Source organism: Saccharopolyspora rosea (assembly GCF_025643595.1).
In the GTDB taxonomy this organism is placed as follows: Bacteria; Actinomycetota; Actinomycetes; order Mycobacteriales; family Pseudonocardiaceae; genus Saccharopolyspora; species Saccharopolyspora rosea.
The window spans coordinates 1,813,309-1,833,291 of sequence record NZ_CP102826.1; the positions used below are offsets into that span (position 1 = coordinate 1,813,309).

At 70.7% G+C, this 19,983-nt stretch carries 19 protein-coding genes; 6 read left to right on the forward strand and 13 right to left on the reverse strand.

Features of this window, described 5'->3' with window-relative positions; genetic code table 11:
- Nucleotides 1-17: 17 nt before the first annotated feature.
- From NV263_RS08845 to kstD, 4 genes are all read right to left on the reverse strand, one after another.
- The gene (locus tag NV263_RS08845) at nucleotides 18-410 is read right to left on the reverse strand and encodes a hypothetical protein (RefSeq protein WP_263252080.1); all 393 of its coding nucleotides are present in this window, start codon (nucleotides 408-410) and stop codon (nucleotides 18-20) included.
- A gap of 170 nt (nucleotides 411-580) precedes the next feature.
- Nucleotides 581-913: a hypothetical protein gene (locus NV263_RS08850; RefSeq protein ID WP_263252081.1), complete on the reverse strand. Its 333-nt coding sequence runs from the start codon at nucleotides 911-913 to the stop codon at nucleotides 581-583.
- Nucleotides 910-2,055, reverse strand: a complete 1,146-nt coding sequence (locus NV263_RS08855; RefSeq protein WP_263252082.1) for a 3-ketosteroid-9-alpha-hydroxylase subunit A — start codon at nucleotides 2,053-2,055, stop codon at nucleotides 910-912. The genes NV263_RS08850 and NV263_RS08855 overlap by 4 nt, the downstream gene beginning before the upstream one ends.
- Complete coding sequence (gene kstD / locus NV263_RS08860) at nucleotides 2,052-3,713, reverse strand: 3-oxosteroid 1-dehydrogenase (protein WP_263252083.1); 1,662 nt, start codon at nucleotides 3,711-3,713, stop codon at nucleotides 2,052-2,054. Before kstD ends, NV263_RS08855 begins: the two co-directional genes overlap by 4 nt.
- Nucleotides 3,714-3,836: 123 nt before the next feature.
- Between kstD and NV263_RS08865 the strand changes: the two genes are divergently transcribed.
- Together NV263_RS08865 and hsaC are read left to right on the forward strand one after the other, a co-directional pair.
- Complete coding sequence (locus NV263_RS08865) at nucleotides 3,837-5,429, forward strand: FAD-binding protein (RefSeq protein ID WP_263252084.1); 1,593 nt, start codon at nucleotides 3,837-3,839, stop codon at nucleotides 5,427-5,429.
- Nucleotides 5,430-5,505: 76 nt separating this feature from the next.
- Nucleotides 5,506-6,411 (forward strand): iron-dependent extradiol dioxygenase HsaC, encoded by a 906-nt coding sequence (hsaC, locus tag NV263_RS08870; RefSeq protein ID WP_263252085.1) that lies wholly within the window; start codon nucleotides 5,506-5,508, stop codon nucleotides 6,409-6,411.
- A gap of 147 nt (nucleotides 6,412-6,558) precedes the next feature.
- On the opposite strand, the gene NV263_RS08875 is transcribed toward hsaC, so the two are convergent.
- On the reverse strand, nucleotides 6,559-7,266 hold the full coding sequence (locus NV263_RS08875) for a helix-turn-helix domain-containing protein (protein ID WP_263252087.1): 708 nt from the start codon (nucleotides 7,264-7,266) through the stop codon (nucleotides 6,559-6,561).
- A 249-nt stretch (nucleotides 7,267-7,515) separates the two neighbouring features.
- On the opposite strand from NV263_RS08875, the gene NV263_RS08880 reads away from it, so the two are divergent.
- Together NV263_RS08880 and NV263_RS08885 are read left to right on the forward strand one after the other, a co-directional pair.
- Nucleotides 7,516-7,665, forward strand: a complete 150-nt coding sequence (locus NV263_RS08880; RefSeq protein WP_263252089.1) for a hypothetical protein — start codon at nucleotides 7,516-7,518, stop codon at nucleotides 7,663-7,665.
- Nucleotides 7,666-7,835: 170 nt separating this feature from the next.
- Nucleotides 7,836-8,105 (forward strand): hypothetical protein, encoded by a 270-nt coding sequence (locus tag NV263_RS08885; RefSeq protein WP_263252091.1) that lies wholly within the window; start codon nucleotides 7,836-7,838, stop codon nucleotides 8,103-8,105.
- A 764-nt stretch (nucleotides 8,106-8,869) separates the two neighbouring features.
- On the opposite strand, the gene NV263_RS08890 is transcribed toward NV263_RS08885, so the two are convergent.
- From NV263_RS08890 to NV263_RS08900, 3 genes are all read right to left on the reverse strand, one after another.
- The gene (locus NV263_RS08890) at nucleotides 8,870-9,679 is read right to left on the reverse strand and encodes a glutaminyl-peptide cyclotransferase (protein ID WP_263252093.1); all 810 of its coding nucleotides are present in this window, start codon (nucleotides 9,677-9,679) and stop codon (nucleotides 8,870-8,872) included.
- 155 nt (nucleotides 9,680-9,834) lie between these two features.
- On the reverse strand, nucleotides 9,835-11,373 hold the full coding sequence (locus NV263_RS08895; protein WP_263252095.1) for a FadD3 family acyl-CoA ligase: 1,539 nt from the start codon (nucleotides 11,371-11,373) through the stop codon (nucleotides 9,835-9,837).
- A complete protein-coding gene (locus NV263_RS08900; protein ID WP_263252097.1) occupies nucleotides 11,370-12,503 on the reverse strand; it encodes a steroid 3-ketoacyl-CoA thiolase in 1,134 nt (377 codons plus the stop codon). The genes NV263_RS08895 and NV263_RS08900 overlap by 4 nt, the downstream gene beginning before the upstream one ends.
- Nucleotides 12,504-12,688: 185 nt before the next feature.
- Here NV263_RS08900 and NV263_RS08905 point away from each other — a divergent pair, with 185 nt between their 5' ends.
- Entirely contained in the window at nucleotides 12,689-13,909 is a 1,221-nt protein-coding gene (locus NV263_RS08905) for a cytochrome P450 (protein WP_263252099.1), read from the forward strand.
- A gap of 284 nt (nucleotides 13,910-14,193) precedes the next feature.
- On the opposite strand, the gene NV263_RS08910 is transcribed toward NV263_RS08905, so the two are convergent.
- The 5 genes from NV263_RS08910 to NV263_RS08930 all read right to left on the reverse strand — a co-directional run bounded on the left by NV263_RS08910 (nucleotide 14,194) and on the right by NV263_RS08930 (nucleotide 18,801).
- Complete coding sequence (locus NV263_RS08910) at nucleotides 14,194-14,637, reverse strand: nuclear transport factor 2 family protein (protein ID WP_263252100.1); 444 nt, start codon at nucleotides 14,635-14,637, stop codon at nucleotides 14,194-14,196.
- A gap of 109 nt (nucleotides 14,638-14,746) precedes the next feature.
- Nucleotides 14,747-15,616, reverse strand: a complete 870-nt coding sequence (locus NV263_RS08915) for a TIGR03619 family F420-dependent LLM class oxidoreductase (protein ID WP_263252101.1) — start codon at nucleotides 15,614-15,616, stop codon at nucleotides 14,747-14,749.
- A complete protein-coding gene (locus tag NV263_RS08920) occupies nucleotides 15,613-16,773 on the reverse strand; it encodes a thiolase domain-containing protein (RefSeq protein WP_263252102.1) in 1,161 nt (386 codons plus the stop codon). The genes NV263_RS08915 and NV263_RS08920 overlap by 4 nt, the downstream gene beginning before the upstream one ends.
- Nucleotides 16,774-17,829 carry a thiolase domain-containing protein gene (locus NV263_RS08925; protein WP_263252104.1) on the reverse strand — a complete coding sequence of 352 codons (1,056 nt, stop codon included), beginning with the start codon at nucleotides 17,827-17,829 and terminating at the stop codon, nucleotides 16,774-16,776.
- Nucleotides 17,830-17,838: 9 nt separating this feature from the next.
- Nucleotides 17,839-18,801, reverse strand: coding sequence for a Zn-ribbon domain-containing OB-fold protein (locus NV263_RS08930; RefSeq protein ID WP_397545620.1), 963 nt, complete (start codon nucleotides 18,799-18,801; stop codon nucleotides 17,839-17,841).
- Nucleotides 18,802-18,873: 72 nt separating this feature from the next.
- Between NV263_RS08930 and NV263_RS08935 the strand changes: the two genes are divergently transcribed.
- On the forward strand, nucleotides 18,874-19,941 hold the full coding sequence (locus tag NV263_RS08935) for an LLM class F420-dependent oxidoreductase (RefSeq protein ID WP_263252106.1): 1,068 nt from the start codon (nucleotides 18,874-18,876) through the stop codon (nucleotides 19,939-19,941).
- Nucleotides 19,942-19,983 lie beyond the last annotated feature (42 nt).

Consider the following 19,983-nt stretch of genomic DNA (forward strand, 5'->3'; position numbering starts at 1 on the left):
GTCGGCCGAGGGAGGGCTCAACGACGAACATCGTGCCCCTGGAGGCATTCGTCGGTGGTGACCGCGTCGATCAGCAGGTGCAGGTGGTCGTGCTCCCGGGGATAGGCGAGTTGCAGGCCGTCACCCCGGCAGAGCACGTCGAGGTTGACCGCCAGGTCGTGGTCCACGTGCCCTTCGTCGCCGAGCTGCCCCTCGCCGCCGTTCGGTCCGATCAGCCGAACGGTCGTGGGGTGGACGTGCTCGCGGGTCATCGTGGCGATCCACTCGGCGGTGTCCTCGGGCGTGAAGAACACCTCGTGGGGGTCGGCCGCCATCCGCATCTCCCGGAGCGGCATCGTGACGCCGTCCCCGGTCTCGACATGGGCGTGCCAGTGAACGCCGAGGCTCCGCCACTGGTCGGGATCCTGCACACCATCTCCTCGGATGTCGCCTGGCGCGGTGGGTCGGCGCGCGGCTGCGCGCCGACCCGCGAGGTGGTGTGAGACTCTCGCAACCCGGTTCCGGAACGATCACCGGGGGTCGGGTTGGGCACGGCGGAGCACCGGGAAACCCACCGGATTCCCGCGGAACCGCCCGTCAATCACCCGGCCGTGGGGTCCGGGCCGTCGCCCTCGCCCGGCCGGATCGCCGCGTCGATGCTGGCGCGCAGCTGCGGGCAGGAGTCGATGAGGGCGGTGAGTTCGCCCGCGGCGGCGCGGGCGGCGAACTCCGGGCAGTCCGCCGCCGCGGGCCACTGGACGCTGGTGTGCTGGGGGCTGTTCTTCTTCGCCAGCACGCGCGTTCCGCAGCGCGCGCAGTCGACCGGGCGCAGGCCGGCGCGCAGCTGGGCCTCGCGGTCCGCGGCGCTGTCGGCCCGCACCCGGTCGCGCACGTCCGGGCGCTCGGCGAAGTCCGGGGCCTTGGCCCAGCTCATGACGCTTCTTCCGCGGCCCGGCGGGCGAGGTTGTCGGCGACCTCGCGTTCCCAGACCTCGTTGGCGCGCGTGGTGTCCACTTCGAACTCGAAGCGCGCGGTCATGTCCTCGGTGACCTCCTCGACGTCCACGTAGAACTGCTCGTACCAGCGGCGGAGCTGGTAGACGGGGCCGTCGTCCTCGCACAGCAGCGGGTTGTCGATCCGGGTCTTGTTCCGCCAGATCTCCACGTCCTGGAGGAATCCCACCCCGGTGTTCTTCGCGATCTTGCCCGCGACCTTGTCGGCCTGCTCGTCGGTGAGCCCCGGCAGCTTCTTGACCAGCACGCCCCACTGGAGCACGAACGAGTCGGGCGTGACCGGGTAGTGGCAGTTGATCAGGATCGTCTCGATCTCGGTGCCCTTGTAGTCGTTCCACAACCGGTCGATCATGTACGACGGCCCGTAGTAGGACGCCTCGGAGCGCAGCCGGTTCTCGTCACCGGCGTAGGTGGAGTTCGCCCCGACGTCCGGTCGTCCCCGGGAGTTCAGGTACTGGGTGGCGATGTGACCTTCGAAGACGTTCTTGAAGTACGTCGGGAAGGCGAAGTGGATGTAGAAGAAGTGCGCCATGTCGACGACGTTGTCCACGATCTCGCGGCAGTTCGAGCCCTCGATGAGCACGCTGTCCCACGTCCAGTTGCTCCACTCGTCGGACTCGGTCTCGGGCAGGTGCGGGATCGTGACGTCGTCCGGCGGCGGGTTGCCCTGCGGGTCGTTCCAGACGAACAGCTGCTTGTTGCGCTCCAGCACCGGCCACGCCTTGGTGCGGGCGCGCAGCGGGACCCGCCGGGAGTAGGGGATCGACAGGCACCGCCCGTTGCCGCCCCAGCGCCAGTCGTGGAACGGGCAGGCCACCGCGTTGCCCTTGACGCTGCCCTGGGACAGGTCGCCGCCCATGTGGCGGCAGTAGGCGTCGAGCACGTTGAGCGCGCCGTCCTCGCCCTGGAAGACCACGAGCTTGGTGCCGAACGCCTGCACCGGGTGCGGTTTGCCGTCCTTGAACGTGTCGGCGAGTCCGAGGCAGTGCCACCCGCGGGCGTACCTCGTCGGCGGGGTGCCGACGTCGATCGTGCGGACTTCGCCCTTGTCCACCGCTGTCATCTCATCCCTCCGCTTGCCAGCTGACGGGCGGCGATGTAGCCGAACGTCATGGCCGGTCCGAGCGTGGCGCCCGGGCCGGCGTAGGTGCGGCCCATGACGGCGGAGCCGGTGTTGCCCGCCGCGTACAGGCCGGGGATCGGGCTGCCGTCCGCGCGCAGCACGCGCGCGTGCGCGTCGGTGCGCAAGCCGCCCTTGGTGCCGAGGTCGCCGGGGACGATCCGCACCGCGTAGAACGGCGCGGTGTCCACGGCTCCCAGGCTCGGGTTGGGTTTGTTGCGCGGGTCCCCGTAGTAGCGGTCGTACCCGCTCTCGCCGCGACCGAAGTCGGCGTCGACGCCGTCGCGGGCGAAGCCGTTGAACCGTTCGACGGTGCGGCGCAGCCGGTCGGCGGAAACCTCGATGCGCTCGGCCAGTTCGCCGATGCTGCCCGCCCGGTGCACCGAGCCGTGCTCGTACCAGCGGCGCGGGAACGGTTGCCGGGGGCCGAGCCCGGCGAACACGTAGCGGTTGCGGTAGCGCTGGTCGGCGATCAGCCAGGTGGGCATGTTGCGGGCCGGACCGTCGCCCTCGCCGTACATGGCGTGCACCGCGTCGACGTACGGGGCCGCCTCGTTGCAGAACCGCTCGCCGTCGCCGTTGACCAGCAGGCAGCCGGGCAGGGTGCGTTCGGCCAGGCAGAACCAGGGGCCGCCGGGCAGCGGGACGGACGGGCCCCACCAGGCGTCGTCCATCAGCTCCACGTCCGCGCCGATGCGCTGCGCGGCCGCGATGGCGTCGCCGGTGTTCGCCCGCGCCCCGACCGTCCACCGGGTGCCGATGGGTTCGCGCTGGTGCTCCTTGCGCATCGGCTCGTTGTGCTCGAACCCGCCCGCGGCCAGCACCACGCCGCGCCGGGCGTGCAGCGTCGTCCGCTCGCCGTCGCGCTCGACGTCGACGCCGGTCACCGCGCCCCCGTCGACGCGCAGGTCCACCAGCGGCGTTTCCAGCCACACCGGGACCCCGGCGTCGCGCAGCGCGGCCCGCAGGCCCGCCGCGAGCGCCTGCCCGCGCGCGAGCAGGTGCCGGTGGGCGATCCGGGCCCACAACCAGCGGGCGCCGACGCGCAGGGCGCGCAGCGGGCCGCGCGGGTGCCGGGTGAGCAGGTTCAGCCAGCGGAAGTCGGCCTGGGTGATGACGACGTTGAGCGGTGCCTTGCCGTAGTCGGGTTCGAGGTCGGCGAGCAGTTCGCCGAGCACGCGCCCGTCCAGCGGCGCCGGTTCGACCGACCGGCCGCGGACTCGTCCGCCGGGCGCTTCGGGGTAGTAGTCGGAGTAGTCGGGGACCCAGCGCATCCGCAGCGGTGTCGCGGGCAGCACCTCGGCCAGCATCCGCGGGCCGTTGTCCAGGAACGCCTCTCGGCGTTCGGCGCTGACCTCGTCGCCGACGATGTGCGCGAGGTAGGCGCGGGCCGCTTCGGGCGTGTCGGTGATGCCGGCGCGTTCCAGCACGTGGTTGCCCGGGATCCACACGCCGCCGCCGGAACGGGCGGTGGAGCCGCCGAAGCGCGCGGCCTTCTCGACCAGCACCACGTCCAGGCCGTGCCGCGCGGCGGTGAGCGCTGCCGTCATCCCGGCGGCACCGCTGCCGACCACGACGACGTCGAACTCGGTCTGCGTCATGGCACCTCACTCACGGGGAGACTCGGTGAAACATGTTATAGATTTTATCGCCGAGGACGCTATGGTTAGGCAATAATCACCGTCGAAAATCGAAGAGAACCTGTTGCAGCCGGGGAGGTGTCCATGGCTCGTGCGCTGCACGCCGACGTCGTGGTCGTCGGCTTCGGCGCCGCCGGCGCGTGCGCCGCGCTGGAGGCGGCCGACGCCGGGGCCGAGGTGGTGGTGCTCGACCGGTTCGGCGGTGGCGGGGCGACCGCGGCCTCCGGCGGCGTGGTCTACGCCGGGGGCGGGACCGCGCAGCAACGCGCCGCCGGGGTGTCCGACACCGTCGAGGCCATGCACGCCTACCTGCGCGCGGAGGTCGGTGACGCGGTCGACGACCGCACGCTGCGCCGCTTCTGCGCGGAGTCCGCCGACCAGATCCGCTGGTTGGAGCAGCAGGGCGTGCCGTTCGACAGCAGCCTGTGCCCCTACAAGACGTCCTACCCCAGCAACCGCTACTACCTGTACTACTCGGGCAGCGAGGCGTCCGGCGCCTTCCGCGGCACCGCGCCGCCCGCGCCGCGCGGTCACCGCGCGAAAGGCCGTGGTACGTCGGGGAAAGTGCTGTTCGCGGCGCTGGCGGGGGCGATGCGGCGGCGCGGGATCACGGTGCTCACCGAGACCCGCGTGCGGGACCTGGTGCTCGACGAGTCGGGCCGTGCCACCGGCGTGGACTGCGAGCGGCTGACCGGCCGACCGGCCCGGGTGCACCGGGTGTTGAGCCGGTTCGCGGTCAAACCCGGGCTCTACGTGCCCGCGATGTCCCGGCTGCTGCACGGGCGGGCCGCGCGGATCGAGCGGCGGCGCGCCGAACCGCTGCGCGTGCACGCGTCCCGGGCGGTCGTGCTGGCGGCGGGCGGTTTCATCGCGAACCGCGAGATGGTGCGCAGGCACGCGCCCGCCTACCGGGGCGGTCTGCCGCTGGGCACGCACGGCGACGACGGCACCGGGATCCGCTTGGGGCAGGCGGCCGGGGGCGCGACGGGCAAGCTCGACCGCGTGTCGGCGTGGCGGTTCCTCACCCCGCCCAGCGCGTTGCTGGGCGGCGTGCTCGTCGACCGCAGCGGTCGCCGCGTCTGCGACGAGTCCCGCTACGGCGCGGAGATCGGACAAGTGCTCGTCGAGGAGCACGGCGGCGCCGGCTGGCTGCTGGTCGACGAGCCGACCAGGCGCCAGGCCGCGCGCCAGCTGCGCTCGCAGTCGTTGTGGTTCCAGCAGCTCCAGGCCCGGTACCTGCTGGCGACCGCGGTCACCGGGCGCACGGTCGCCGACGTGGCCCGCAAGGCGGGGATCGACCCCGTCGGGCTGCGGGCCACCGTCGACGAGCACAACGCGGCGCTGCGCGCGGGCACCGCCGACCCGGTGGGCAAGCCGGACGACTTCCGGCGACCGCTGGCCTGCGGACCGTTCGCGCTGCTGGACGTCTCGGTGCGGCCGCGACCTGCGTTCCCGTGCCCGATGCTCACCCTCGGCGGGCTCCTCGTCGACGAGGACACCGGCCAGGTCCGCACCGAGAGCGGCGGCCTGGTGCCCGGCCTCTACGCGGCGGGGCGCACGGCGGTCGGGCTGTGCTCGAACTCCTACGTCAGCGGGTTGTCGTTGGCCGACTGCGTCTTCTCCGGCCGCCGTGCCGGGCAGCACGCGGCCATCGACAACAACGAGAACACGTTCTAGTCTTGGCCGAGGGGGCCCGGTCCGCGTCCACAGTGGTCGGACGCGGCGGATTGGCGATTCGAGGGAGGTGGCGGCGGTGGCGATCCGGTCGCTGGGATACCTGCGCATCGAGGCAACCGACATCGACGCGTGGCGGGTGTTCGGGCTCAAGGTGCTCGGCATGGTCGAGGGCTCGGGACCGAACCCGGACGCGCTGTACCTGCGGATGGACGACTTCCCGGCGCGCCTGGTGATCGTGCCCGGGGACACCGACCGGCTGGCGCAGGCCGGGTGGGAGGCGGCGAACGAGGCCGAGCTCGACGAGGTCCGCACCCGGCTGGACGCCGCCGGGGTCCCGTACAAGGAGGGCACCGCCGAGGAGCTCGCCGACCGCCGGGTCGTCGAGCTGATCCGGTTCACCGATCCGTCCGGCAACGAACTGGAGGTCTTCCACGGCGCGGCGTTGCAGCACCGCCGGGTCGTCAGCCCGTACGGGCACACCTTCGTCACCGGCGAACAGGGCCTCGGGCACGTGGTGCTGTCCACCCACGACGACGCCGCCGCGCTGCGGTTCTACCGCGACGTGCTCGGTTTCCGGCTGCGCGACTCGATGCGCCTGGCGCCCGAACTCGTCGGCCGCCCGGCCGACGGCGAACCCGCCTGGCTGCGGTTCTTCGGCTGCAACCCGCGCCACCACAGCCTGGCGTTCCTGCCGATGCCCACGCCGAGCGGCATCGTGCACCTGATGGTCGAGGTCGCCGACGTCGACGACGTGGGCCTGGCCCTGGACCGGGCGCAGCGGCGCGGCGTGCCGATGTCGGCCACCCTGGGTCGGCACGTCAACGACCTGATGCTGTCGTTCTACATGAAGACCCCCGGCGGCTTCGACGTCGAGTTCGGCTGCGAGGGCCGCCAGGTCGACGACGACAACTGGATCGCCCGCGAGAGCACCGCGGTCAGCCTGTGGGGACACGACTTCTCGGTGGGGGCCCAGAGTTCCTGAGGGGCCGTTGCGCTCTTCCCGCGTGACGTTGTCGGCAGCCGCGCTCACCGGCGGTTCGGCACGGGGCCAGCGCGTGAAAGGGACGATCGAAAAAAGCGGTGCCCCCGGCGTTCGCACCGGGGGCACCGTCGTGCCGTTGTCGTGCTGTCAACGTCCGAGAACCGGCACCAGCTCCTTGAGCAGATACGCCCCGCACCAACGCGATTCCGCATCCGAATCGAGCAGGGCTTCCTTCGTCAACGCCTTGGCCAGCTTCCGGGGCTGCGGTGCGGCGGACGGTTCGCGGACGATGGTCTTGCAGAGGTTCCAGTCCCACTGCGTGAGTTTGGAAACCTCGGACGCCAGGCTCAGAAATCTCAGCTTGTCGTCGTTCTCCAGAGCTTCGATGATCAGCGGTACGTCCGAGGCGATTGACATTTTGGACAGCACCGCCAGCGCGTTGGCCCGGAGGGTGGACGTCTGACCGCTGCGGACCCATCGGCGCACGTGATCGACTCCGGACGGGCTGAGCTTCGACGCCAGGAAGAAGTCAACGGTGCGTGAGCTCGGGGTGTTCCGCAGCGCACCGGGGTCCCCGTCGTCGATCGAGCGCGCCAGTTCGGTCAGCGTGGGCCTGCGAGCCTTCAAGACGCGAGGGTGTGTGATGTCCCGGCGACGCAACATGTCGTCTCCAATCGGCCCTAGCCCGTTCTCGTACGCGATCACCAGGTCAACCGTGACGGTACGCTTTCCTGTCTCTACCAGGCCAAGATACGGCTTGGAGTAGTTGGTGAGCGAGGCCATCTTGGCGAGACTGATGCCAGCTTCCGTCCGGGCCGCGCGGAGTACAGCCCCCTCGTCTCCGGCTGAAGACACCTGAAGACCCCTGATCGCTTCCGACTGCTGCGTGTGATCAGCAGACTACAGAACGGAAGCGCCCGCTGTGTCCGCCAATGAGGTGGAACGACCAGCGCTGGCGGGAGCTTCCCGTCCAACCGGTGCGGAATGGGGTGTCCATGTCGGAAGACGGCAGAGGTCCGATTCGGGACCCGGCACGCCGGGTCCCGAGAAACCTCGGATGGCGTCACATTTCGAAACGGTCGTCGCGTCGCTGACGAGTTTGGCGTGAACGTCAAGGAGCACCAGCAGGGCCGTTCGGCGATCAGCTGTCCGGGCGCTCATGCTGCGATGACCGGCGCGTCAGTGGCCGCCCGCCGATTCGAAGCGCATGTTACGGGCGCCGAGTGGATGATCTTCTCGAAGATGGCTTCGTGACGGTGTATTTAGGTGGCACCTGAGGCCGCGAGGCTCAGCCGCGTAGCTGAATGGGTAACCGGTTGTGGGGATCGCTGTACAAATTTCGAGGAGTAGGAGTGTCCGCAAGACCAAATTCTCGATATTACAACTTTGGACTCACTTTCCGGTGGGTGTGGGGTGACGCGTTCGTGGCAGTCAAGCGCGGCTATGTGATCGAAGGGAAGGCAGTGGTTGTTCTCCGCCAATCAGATCATCCACGAGTGATCGATCGGCCCAACGACATTGTGGGTCGTGACCAGCATACGTGGGTCGCGAGTTTTCCGATCAATCCTGCAGATTGGAACAAGCCGGATGCGCTGGCGCTTGCCGCTACCGAGTGGGCGCGGAACCACAAGAACCTGGCCGATTGGCGGGATCAGCCACAACGGCCGCCGATTCCGATTGGGGAAAGGAGGTGACAACGCTTGCCTTGTGACCACGTATTCCAGCCAGACAAAGACGGCGTGTGGGTGTGCACAAAGTGTGGTGCACGGATGTAACACACCCACACGGCCTTCATAACGGCTGGTCGGAGTAGGTATCCGATGCCGCTTCGCCAGTCTACCTCAAAGAGGCCGCTCAACGTGGCCTGAGTGGTGAGGTGGGTCGAAGCTCGCTTCCTCGGCAGGCATCGGCCCGCCTCCGCCCGAACGGAAACGGAACGTTGTGAACAACCTGGCTGAAAGTGATCGCATGCGTGCTAGTGCGACGTGGGGCGAGATCGATGTGATCGGCGGTAACAGGGCGATTGATCAGGATCATGCATGGATGGTCAGCGTGAACGAATCGCGGTGGCACTGGACTCCTGTAGCGACGCATGGCGGCTCGCCGGTGATGGCGTGTGGGCACCGTTTGCGTGGTCCTGTTCATCGTCGGTTGCCGGCTTTCCCGCCTGATGGCTCGGACGGGCGTGTCCGCTGCCAAAAATGCGAGCTCATTGTGGAAGGCGGAGTTTGCTCGGACTCTCCCGCGTCGACGCCGTTGGCTGATTCCGTGGAATCGGGAAGATGTCCTGTGAGTTCTTCCGATGAGCAGATATCTATAGCTGCATAATGCTGGAAAACCGCGCCGCTCACCCGACAAGGCAAAATCGTCGCTCGCCGTGACGTGGGAGCGGCGAGCGACCCACCGGGTGCGGGAACCATCCGCGGCACGGCAGCGCCGGCGGTGAATCGACGCGCCGTCAGGCGGGTGCGAAGCGGACCTGGTACAGGTGCGAGCCGGTGTAGGGCGCGAGCAGGAACTGGTCGGTTCCCGGCACCGCGGTGATCTGGGACAGTCCGTTCGAGCGGTCGCCGGGCGGGCCGACACCGGACGCGTCCACCCCCGCAGTGACCTGCCCGTTGCGCGGGTCGATCCGCAGGATGCGGTCGGTGTTCAAGACGTTGGCCCACACCTGGCCGTCTGCGCAGTCCAGTCCGATCAGCTGGTCACCGGTGCGGATGTCGACTCGGCCGAGTTGGCGGAAGGTCTGCGGGTCGCGGAAGGTCAGGTGGCGGAAGTCGCCGTCGCTGACCACCAAGCGCGAACCGTCGTAGCACAGGGCGCCCCCGCCGCCGTGGTAGGGCACCCGGCGGGTTTCGGCGAGGGTGTTGCGGTCGCGTTCGATGGCGACCGGCTCGTTCGAGCCGAGTTGCCAGATGCGGTCGCCGACGACGGCGATGCCGTCCACGAGCTCCGAAGTGGGGTAGTCGAACCGGTTCAACTCCCGCCCGTTCTGCGGATCCCGGACCCGCAGCGCATCGCGGCCGCGCTGGTCGGTGCTCTCGAAGAGCACGTCACCGGACATCCGCAGGCCCGTGGTGCTCCACGACGGGTCCTGGGCGAGCACGCGGATCAGCTGCGCTCGCAGGCGCGGCGGGCCCGCCGCGGCCTTCAGCAGCGCCTCGTGCTGACCGCGCACCCGCCCCGGTGAGCACCCCGATGCGGCGAAGGCGGCGACGAGCAGCAGGCACAGCAGTGCGCAGCGCGCAGTCACGCGTCGATCGAGCACGCCCGGAGTGTGGCACGCGTTCGGAACACGGCGGTGCCGTTCGGCAGAATCTGTCTTCGAACTCGTTGTGCGTGGCGGTGCCGGTAGCGGAACCCCAGCGGCCCGCCCGTCGCCCGCCCCCCAACGAGGCGCTGACGCGCCGCGGTCACATGGGTTCAACGCAGCTGGCGTTTGAGGACCTTGCCGGAGGGGTTCCGGGGCAGGTCCTCGCGGAACTCGACGTGGCGGGGGACCTTGTAGTTGGCCAGGCGTTCCCGGCAGTGCGCGATGACGTCGTCCTCGGACAGCGCACTGCCCGGCCGCAGCACGACGAACGCCTTGCCCACCTCGCCGAGCCGGCCGTCGGCGACGCCGACGACGGCGCTGTCGGCGACGCCGTCGAGCCGGGCGAGCGCCCGCTCCACCTCGGCCGGGTAGACGTTGAACCCGCCGCAGATGTACATGTCCTTGAGCCGGTCGGTGATGGTCAGGTACCCGCGTTCGTCGACGTGCCCGACGTCGCCGGTGTGCAGCCAGCCGTCGGCGTCGATCGCCGCCGCGGTGGCCGCCGGGTCGTCGTCGTAGCCGAGCATCGCGTTCGGCCCGCGCAGCAGGATCTCGCCGGTCGCGCCGGGTTCGCCGCCGGAGCCGTCGATGCGCAGCTCGAAGCCGGACGCGGGGCGGCCGCACGTGGTCGCGACCGTCACCGGGTCGTCGTCCGCGCGGCACATCGTCGCCACGACCGCCTCGGTGAGGCCGTAGGCGGTCAGCACGGTGGAGAAGCTGAGCTCGTGGCGCATCCGCTCCACCAGGGCGACGGGCACGGTGGCCGCGCCGGTGACCGCCAGCCGCAGGCTGGACAGGTCGAACCCGGCCGCGCGCGGATTGTCCATGATGGACTGGTAGATGGTCGGTGGTCCGGGCAGCACGCTGATCCGTTCGCGCTCCACCAGTTCCAGGACCCGCCCGACGTCGAACACCGCCATCGGCAGCACCGCCGCGCCGCGCAGCAGGCAGGCCAGGATCCCGGCCTTGTACCCGAAGCTGTGGAAGAAGGGGTTGACGACCAGGTACCGGTCCTGCTCGGTGAGCAGCCCGCAGTCCGCCCACGCCGCGGCGACGCCGAGCGACTGCCGGTGCGCGGTCAACGCGCCCTTGCTGCGCCCGGTGGTGCCGGAGGTGTAGAGCACGTCGCTGATGTCGTCGGGGCGCACCGCGTCGGCGCGCTCGTCGACCGCCGACCACGGCGCGTCGCAGTCGAACTCGCCCCAGGCGACCGCGTCCGGATCGCCCCGGTCGTCCTCGACGGGCACCCGCACCACGCAGCGCAGCGCGGCCAGCTCGTCGAAGGCGCGCAGCTCGGCGAGCCGGTCGCGGTCCAGGAACCGGCCGGCGACCACGAGGGCGCGCGCCCGGCTGCGCCGCAGCACGTCGGAGGTCTCGGTGGCGGTGAACCGCGTGTTCACCGGTACCACCGCCGCTCCGCAGTGCAGCGCGGCCAGCGCCGCGACCACCCAGTGCCAGGTGTTCGGCGAGTTGATCGCGACCCGGTCCCCGGGTTCGACGCCGCGGGCGACGAACAGCCGCGCCAGCTCCCGCACGCGCTGGTGCAGTTCCCGGTAGGTGAGCCGCACGTCGCCGTCGACCACCGCCTCCCGGTCGGCGAACCGGGAGGCGGCCTCGCGCAGGACGGCCGGGACCGTGCGTGGGGTCATCGCAACCGCTCGATGATCGTCCCCGTGGCGAGCGCCCCGCCCGCGCACATCGACACCAGCGCCGTGGTGGCGTCGCGGCGTTCCAGTTCGTGCAGGGCGGTGGTGAGCAGGCGGGCGCCGGTGCTGCCGACGGGGTGGCCGAGCGCGATCGCGCCGCCGTTGACGTTGACCCGGTCCATGTCGGGCTCGTGCACCGACGCCCAGGACAGCGGCACGGAGGCGAACGCTTCGTTGACCTCGAACAGGTCGATGTCGCCGATCTTCATCCCGCTGAGTTCTAGCACTCGTCGGGTCGCCTGCACAGGGCCATCGAGGTGGTAGTACGGCTCGGCGCCGACGAGGCACTGCGCGACGATCCGGGCGCGGGGTCGCAGCTCCAGCTCGGCCGCGCGGTCGGCGTCGGCCAGCAGCACGGCGGCGGCACCGTCCGAGATCTGCGACGAGGTGCCCGCGGTGTGCAGGCCGCCGTCCAGCACCGGTTTCAGCCCGCCGAGCGCGTCCATGCTGGTCTCGCGCAGTCCCTGGTCGCGGGTCACGACGCCGTCGGCGGTGGGCACCGGCACGATCTCGCGGTCGAACCGGCCCTCCTGCCAGGCGAGCTGGGCGTTGCGCTGGGACCGGAGCCCGAACCGGTCGATGTCCTCGCGGCCCAGTCCGCGGCGGGCGGCGATGCGGTCCGCGGCCTGGTACTGGTTCGGCAGGTCGATGTCCCAGTCATCGGGACGGGGGCGGCCGACATCGGTGCTCAGGTTGGCGCCGAGCGGCACGCGGCTCATCGCCTCCACACCGCAGGAGATGCCGACGTCGACGGATCCGGCGGCGATCAGCCCGGCGATCAGGTGGGTGGCCTGCTGCGCCGAGCCGCACTGGGCGTCGATGGTGGTGCAGCCGACCTGGTGGGGCAGCCCGGAGTGCAGCCAGGCGGTGCGGGTGACGTTGCCGGACTGCTCGCCCGCCTGCGTCACGCAGCCGCCGATCACCTGGCCGACGAGGCCCGGGTCGAGGCCGGCGCGGTCGAGCACGCCGCGTTGCGCCGCACCGAGGATCTCGGTGGCGTGCAGTCCGGACAACCATCCGCGACGCTTGCCGATCGGCGTGCGCACTGCTTCCACGATCACCGCACCGCCCACGGGGGCCTCCTCTCTCGGCGAATGTCGAGATCAAGGTAGAACATGTTTCTCAACTACGCCAAGCCGCACGACTCGTCCGACCTGTCGACTTGCTCGATTCAAGGAGTGTTACAGGGGTTTACTGAGCTGCCGGGCTGTGCTTCTCTTTCGTAGAACTCGTTTCACTCCTGCTGTTGGAGGTAGCCGTGGTCGCACCGCACATCCCGGAGGGCTTCGACTTCACCGACCCCGATCTGTACGCCGAACGGCTGCCCGTGGCGGAATTCGCCGAGCTGCGTCGCACCGCCCCGGTGTGGTGGAACGCCCAGCCCGGTTCCGGCTTCGGCGACGACGGGTTCTGGGTGGTCAGCCGGCACGCCGACGTCAAGGAGGTGTCCCGGCGCACCGACGTGTTCTCCAGCTGGGAGAACACCGCGATCATCCGCTTCAACGACAGCATGACGCGCGAGCAGATCGAGTTGCAGCGCTTCATCATGCTCAACATCGACCCGCCGCAGCACACCAAGCTGCGCAAGATCGTGCAGCGCGGCTTCACCCCGCGCGCGATCGGCAGCCTGCGGGACGCGCTGACCGACCGCGCCCGCAACATCGTCGAACAGGCCCGTTCGAGCGGCACCGGGGACTTCGTCACCGACGTGGCCTGCGAGCTGCCGTTGCAGGCGATCGCCGAGCTGATCGGCATCCCGCAGGAGCACCGCAAGGAGATCTTCGACTGGTCGAACCAGATGATCGGCTACGACGACCCGGAGTACGACGTGCAACCGGAGGCCGCGGCCGCGGAGATGCTCGGCTACTTCACCAACATGGCCGAACAGCGGCGGCGTTGCCCGATGGACGACATCGTCACCAAACTCCTCGACGCCGACATCGACGGGAACGCGCTGTCCTCCGACGAATTCGGGTTCTTCGTGGTGCTGCTCGCGGTGGCGGGCAACGAGACCACCCGCAACGCCATCACCCACGGCATGCTCGCCTTCCTCGACAACCCCGACCAGTGGGAGCTGTACAAGGCCCAGCGGCCCGCCACGACCGCCGACGAGATCGTCCGCTGGGCCACGCCCGTGGTGTCCTTCCAACGCACCGCGCTGGCCGACACCGAACTCGCCGGGGTCCGGATCGCCAAGGGGCAGCGGGTCGGCATGTTCTACAGCTCCGCCAACTTCGACACCGAGGTCTTCGACGAACCCGAGCGCTTCGACATCACCCGCGACCCGAACCCGCACGTCGGATTCGGTGGCACCGGGGCGCACTACTGCCTCGGCGCCAACCTCGCCCGCCTGGAGATCGACCTCATCTTCAACGCCATCGCCGAGGCCATGCCCGACATCCGCCGCGTCGGCGAACCCAGGCGCCTGCGCTCCGGCTGGCTCAACGGGATCAAGGAAGTCCAGGTGCAGTACGCTTGAGATTGCTGTCGCCGAACTCGTTGTGCGTGGCGGTGCAGGTAGCGGAACCTCAGCGGCCGGCTCGGCTCCGGGAGCCCCGACTTATGTATGGTCCAATACACGGCGTCGGGGCTGTCCTCGCGAGACGACCGCTGAGAACCCGCGGCGGTGCGGGTCGCGAGGGTGGCGAAAGCGGCTCACGCCGCTTGCCGTGACTCGTCGGGAGCATGCTCAAAAGATGAGGACTCGGCAAAACAGGAGCCCGGTCCCCGCAGGAACCGGGCCTTTCGGCGTCTTGGCGGGGTTCAGGATCCTTGCCGCAGGGTGGCCATTGCTCGGTCCACTTCCCAGAACGCTCGCATGGAGCGGATGAGCCCGGATTCGTCGACGCGGTAGACGAACACGCCCTCGGCGTCCATCGCGCTGCCGTCGGGCAGGTGGGTGGTGATCGTGCCGACGTTGGCGACCTCGGATCCGGCCGCGAACGAGTCGTCGATGCGGAACTCGATCCGCTCGGCCTGCGCGATAGCCAGGTCCCAGAACGCCGCGATGCCCTCGTGGCCGTGGTGCCCGCGCCCCTCGGGGTCGAACATCGACGGCCCCACCGGGTCCTCCACCACGGCGTCGGGCGCGAACAGCGCCACCCACTCCTGCTTCGCGCCCCGCGTGACGGCGCTCATCGACGCCCACGCCGCCTGCCGCGCCGGGTGTTCCTCCCGGCTGGCGTTCCACTGCACCCCGGAACCCATACGTCTCCTCCCATCGCGCTCGGTGACCGTTCGGGCGTGCGGTGCGAGTCAGCGTTCCTGCTGGAAAACAGGGTCCCGCAACCCGACGTGGTGACGCCCGGGCGGGTGATCAGAACTCGGCGATGACCTCGTCGGCGAAGCGCTTGACCGAGTCCTGCTTGGTGGTCAGGTCGGCGTCGAAGCCGTGGCCCTGGAGCATCCAGGGGACGACGATCGCGTCGGTGACGCCGATGTCGGCCTGCTCGCGGTAGCCGTCCAGGCCGAAGCGGTCGACGCAGACCGCCTGGATCTCGAACGGTTCCTCGGCCCGGCCGAAGTCCCGGCGCAGCTCGGCGAGGCGGTCGATGGTGCCGCGCAGTTCGTCGAGGGTCATCATCGCCGACGCCCACCCGTCGCCGACGCGCGCCGCGCGCCGCAGCGCGACCGGGCTGTGCCCGCCGACGTAGATCGGCACCGGGCGGTTCGGGGCGGGGCTCATCCGCAACCGGCCGAAGTCGAAGTACTTCCCGTGGTGTTCGACCATGCCGCCGCCGAGCACCAGCCGCAGCACCTCGATCGCCTCGTCCACGCGCGGTCCGCGCCGCTCGTAGGGGGCGCCGCACCACTCGAACTCCTCCGGCGCCCACCCGACGCCGACCCCGAGCCCGAACCGGTCGCCGGTGAGCGAGGCGACCGACGCGACCTGCCGGGCCAGCAGCAGCGGGTTGCGCGGGCCGAGCTTGAGCACCGAGGTGTAGAACCGCAGCCGCTCGGTCACCGCGCCCATCGCGGCGGCGGCGACCAGCGGGTCCACCCACGGCGTCTCGGCGTCCCACATCCGCTTGCCGTCCGGGGTGTACGGGTAGTCGGCGGACACCTGCTCGGAGTAGAACAGCGAATCGGGCAGCGCGATGGCGGCGAAACCGCACTCCTCCGCGGTGCGGGCCAGCTCGGTGAGCTGGTCCAGCGGGCTCATCGCGACGGACAGCGTGAACTTCATCGTGCCCCCGGTTTGTCGGTTCCGACCACCCACATCGAGAAGTACTGCGACCCGCCGCCGTAGGCGTGCCCGACCGCGACCCGGGCCCCGTCGACCTGGTGCTCCCCGGCCTTGCCGGTGACCTGCATCGCCGCCTCGGCGAAGCGCAGCAGCCCGGACGCGCCGATCGGGTTGGACGACAGCACCCCGCCGGACGGGTTCACCGGCAGCCGCCCGTCGCGCGCGGTGGCGCCGGACTCGGTGAGCTTCCAGCCCTGGCCCTCGGCGGCGAATCCCAGGTTCTCCAGCCACATCGGCTCGAACCAGGAGAACGGCACGTAGATCTCCGCGACGTCCACTTCGGACAGCGGATCGGTGATGCCCGCCTGCCGCCACAGCGCGGCCGCGGCGTCCCGCCCGGCCTGCGGGTCGACCTGGTCGCGGCCGGCGAAGGTGGTCGGCTCGGTGCGCATCGAGGTCGCGTGGATCCACGCGGCGGGACGGCCCGCGGCGGCGTCCTCGTCGCCGATGACCACCGCGCAGGCCCCGTCCGAGGACGGGCAGGTCTCGTCGTAGCGGATCGGGTCCCACAACACCTGCGAGGCCAGCACCGATTCCACGGTGATGTCCGGCTGCTTGAGGTGCGAGTACTGGTTCAGCGCGCCGTTGCGCCGGTCCTTGGCGGCGACCATCGCGCCGATGTGCTCCGGCGCCCCGGAGCGGCGGATGTAGGAGCGCACGTGCGGTGCGAAGTAGCCGCCCGCGCCCGCGCCGACCGGCATGCTGAACGGCGGCAGGATCGACAGCGCCCACATCGCGTTGGACTCGGACTGCTTCTCGAACGCCACCGCCAGCACGCGCCGGTGCACGCCGCCGTGCACCAGGCTCGCGGCCACGTTGCCGGTGGAGCCGCCGACGGACCCGGCGGTGTGCACCCGCAGCACGGGTTTGCCGGTGCCGCCGAGCGCGTCCGCGAGCTGCAGTTCCGGCATCATGACGCCCTCGAACAGGTCGGGCGCCTTGCCGACCACCACGGCGTCGACGTCCGGCCAGTCCAGGCCCGCGTCGGCCAGCGCGCGCTCGGCGGCCTCCCGGCACAGTCCGGCGATCGAGACGTCGAGGCGGCGACTGGTGTGGTGGGTCTGGCCGGTCCCGAGGACCGCCGCCAACTTCGCCATCTACTTCCTCCCGTCCATCACGCACACCAGGTTCTGCTGCAACGCCGGGCCGCTGGTGGCGTGCGCGAGCACCCGGCCGGCCCGGCCGTCCATGACGCGCGTGGCGGCCTCGCCGATGCGCGCCAGCCCGGCGGCGAACATCGGGTTGCCGCACAGCGCGCCACCGGAGGGGTTGACCACCACGTCGTCGTCCAAGCCGATCGCCTCGCGCAGCACGATCTCCTGGTGCGTGAACGGCGCGTGCAGTTCGGCGAGTTCGACGCCGTCGGCTCCGGCCGCGCGCGCCGCCGAGGCCGTCGAGGGCGAGCGGACCAGGTCGCGGGCTCCGAGGCTGGCGGACTCGATGCGGTGTTCCATGCCGGTGATCCACGCGGGCCGCTCCCGGATCTCCCGCGCGCGGTCTCCCGCGGCGAGCACGACGACGGCCGCGCCGTCGGTGATCGGCGCGCAGTCGTGCGCCCGCAGCGGATCCGCCAGGTACGGGCGCGACAGCAGTTCGTCGACGTCCACGTCGCCCTTGAGCTGCGCGTTGGCGTTGTCCGCGGCGGCCGCGCGGCTGCGCGAGGCGACCGCGGCCATGTCGCGTTCGCTCCACCGGCCGGACTCCAGGCCCAGCCGCGCCTGCAACCCGGCGATGCCGACCGAGTCCGGCCACAGCGGCGCGACGGTGTAGGGGTCGAGCTGCAGCGCCAGCGTCCGGCGCAGGTTCCCGGCCGAGGACTTGCCGAACCCGTACACCAGCGCGGTGTCCACCTCGCCGGTGCGGATCTTCACCCACGCCTCGTACAGCGCCCACGCGGCGTCCATCTCCACGTGCGATTCGTTGATCGGCGGCCAGGCGCCGATGGCGTCGACCGCGGCGATGAACGAGAACGCCCGTCCCGCCAGGTAGTCCGAGGACCCCGAGCACCAGAACCCGATGTCCTGTTTGGACAGACCGGTGTCGGCGAGCACCTGCTGGAAGATCGGCACCAGCATCTCGACACCGTTGGTGGTGCCCCGGGTCTCGCGCACGTTGGGCGCCTGCGCGTAACCCACCACGGCGACGTCAGTCACGGCAACTCCTCACAGGTGTCGGGCGTAGGTCTCGAAGGGCGCGTCCGGTTCCCCGGTCGGCGTGAAGTGGTCGATGTTCTGCAGCGTCGGACCCCACTCCTCGCGCGGCTTCCACACCGCGCGCACCCGCATTCCCATCCGCACCTCCTCGGCCGCGCAGCCCAGCACCAGGTGCAGGAAGGGGATGTCGGCGCCGTCCAGCAGCACGTACGCGGAGACGTACGGGGGTTTGATGCGCTGGCCGAGGAACGGGACGTTGACGATGCAGAAGGTGGTCACCGTGCCGGTGTCGGCCAGCTCCACCTCCTCCTCGGTGGGCACGCCGTCGGTCGGGCACGCGCCGCGCGGCGGGACGTACACCTTGCCGCAGGCCGGGCACCGCTGGCCGAGCAACCGACCCTCGGTGAGCCCGCGCAGGTACCGGCTCTCCTCGGGGGAGGCCGAGTGCATGTAGTGCAGGTGGACCGGCGAGGTGATCATGGTGACCGGTTCCTGCTCGGGTTCGGCCGGTTCCGCCGGCTGCGCGGCGCCGACCGGTTCGAAGCACGCGATGTCGCGGATGCCGTTGCCGCGTTCGGCGGCCCACCGGACCTGCACGCGCATCCCGGTGCTGATCTTCTCGGGTGAGCCGACGTCGACGGCGTGCAGCATCGGCGTGTCGGCGCCGTCGAGCCGGACGAACGCCCAGGCGAACGGGTGCGGAAGTGGTTGCCCTTCCAGGGGTTCCGGCACCCAGGACCAGGTCATGACGGTGCCCTGCTGCCCGACCTCGACGAAGTCGTCGAGCGGCGCGGCGGTGTCCGGGTCGTACTCGACGACGGGCACGTGCACCCGGCCGTCGCTGCCGCGCACGCCGAGGATCCGGCGATCGCGCAGCGCGGTGGCGAAGCGTCCGTGGACCGGGCCGAGCGAGCGGGTGTAGTCGAATCCGATGTCGAGCGGAGCGCTGAGTGGTTCGGAGATCCCAGTCACGGACCTGAGTGAAACATGTTCTCGATTTCCGGGCAATATCCGGGCACGATGGAGGACTTGCGGAGGTGAACCATGAGGATCGGACTGCAACTCGGTTACTGGGGTGCGCGGCCGCCCGCGAACGCCGGAGAGCTCGTCGAGGCGGCCGAACGCGCCGGGTTCGACGGCGTGTTCGCTGCGGAGTCGTGGGGATCGGACGCGTTCACGCCGCTGGCGTGGTGGGGCGCGCGGACCGACCGCGTCCGGCTGGGGACGTCGGTGGCGCAGCTGTCGGCCCGCTCGCCGGCGTCGTGCGCGATGCACGCGCTGACCCTCGACCACCTCTCCGGCGGGCGGTGCGTGCTCGGCCTGGGCGTCTCCGGCCCGCAGGTGGTGGAGGGCTGGTACGGCCAGCCGTTCGCGAAACCCCTTGCGCGGACGCGGGAATACGTCTCGATCGTGCGCCAGGTGCTGGCCCGCGAGGCGCCGGTGCGCAACGACGGTCCGCACTACCCGCTGCCCTACGCCGGGCCGGGCTCGCTGGGGCTGGGCAAACCGCTGCGCCCGATCACCCACCCGCTGCGCGCGGACCTGCCGATCTGGCTGGGCGCCGAGGGGCCGCGCAACGTCGCCCAGACCGCCGAGATCGCCGACGGCTGGATCGCGGTGTACTACTCGCCGCGGGTGGCGGGGATGTACGAGGACTGGTTGGCCGAGGGGTTCGCGCGGCCCGGTGCGCGCCGCAGCCGCGCGGAGTTCGAGGTCGCCGCCGCCTGCCAGGTCGTCGTCACCGACGACGCGCCGGCTGCGCGGGCGCTGCTGAAGCCCTACCTGGCGCTGTACGTGGGCGGCATGGGGGCTCCGGAGATGAACTTCCACGCCGAGCTGTTCCGCCGCATGGGCTACGGCGAGGCCGTCGACGACGTCTCGAAGCTGTTCCGCGCGGGCAGCAAGGAGCAGGCCGCCGCGGCGGTGCCCGACGAGATGGTCGACGAGGTGGCGATCATCGGCGACCGCGACCACGTGCGGCGCCGGGCGGCGGAGTGGGCCGACGCCGGGGTCGACACGCTGCTCGTCGGGTGCCGGGACGTCGCGCACGTCCGGTCGGTGGCGGACGCGCTGGGGCTTGCCGAGGGAGTGGGGCTTGCCGAGCATCTGTAACAAGTTCTAGTTTGGGCGGGTCTCGTTCCCGTCGACAGGAGT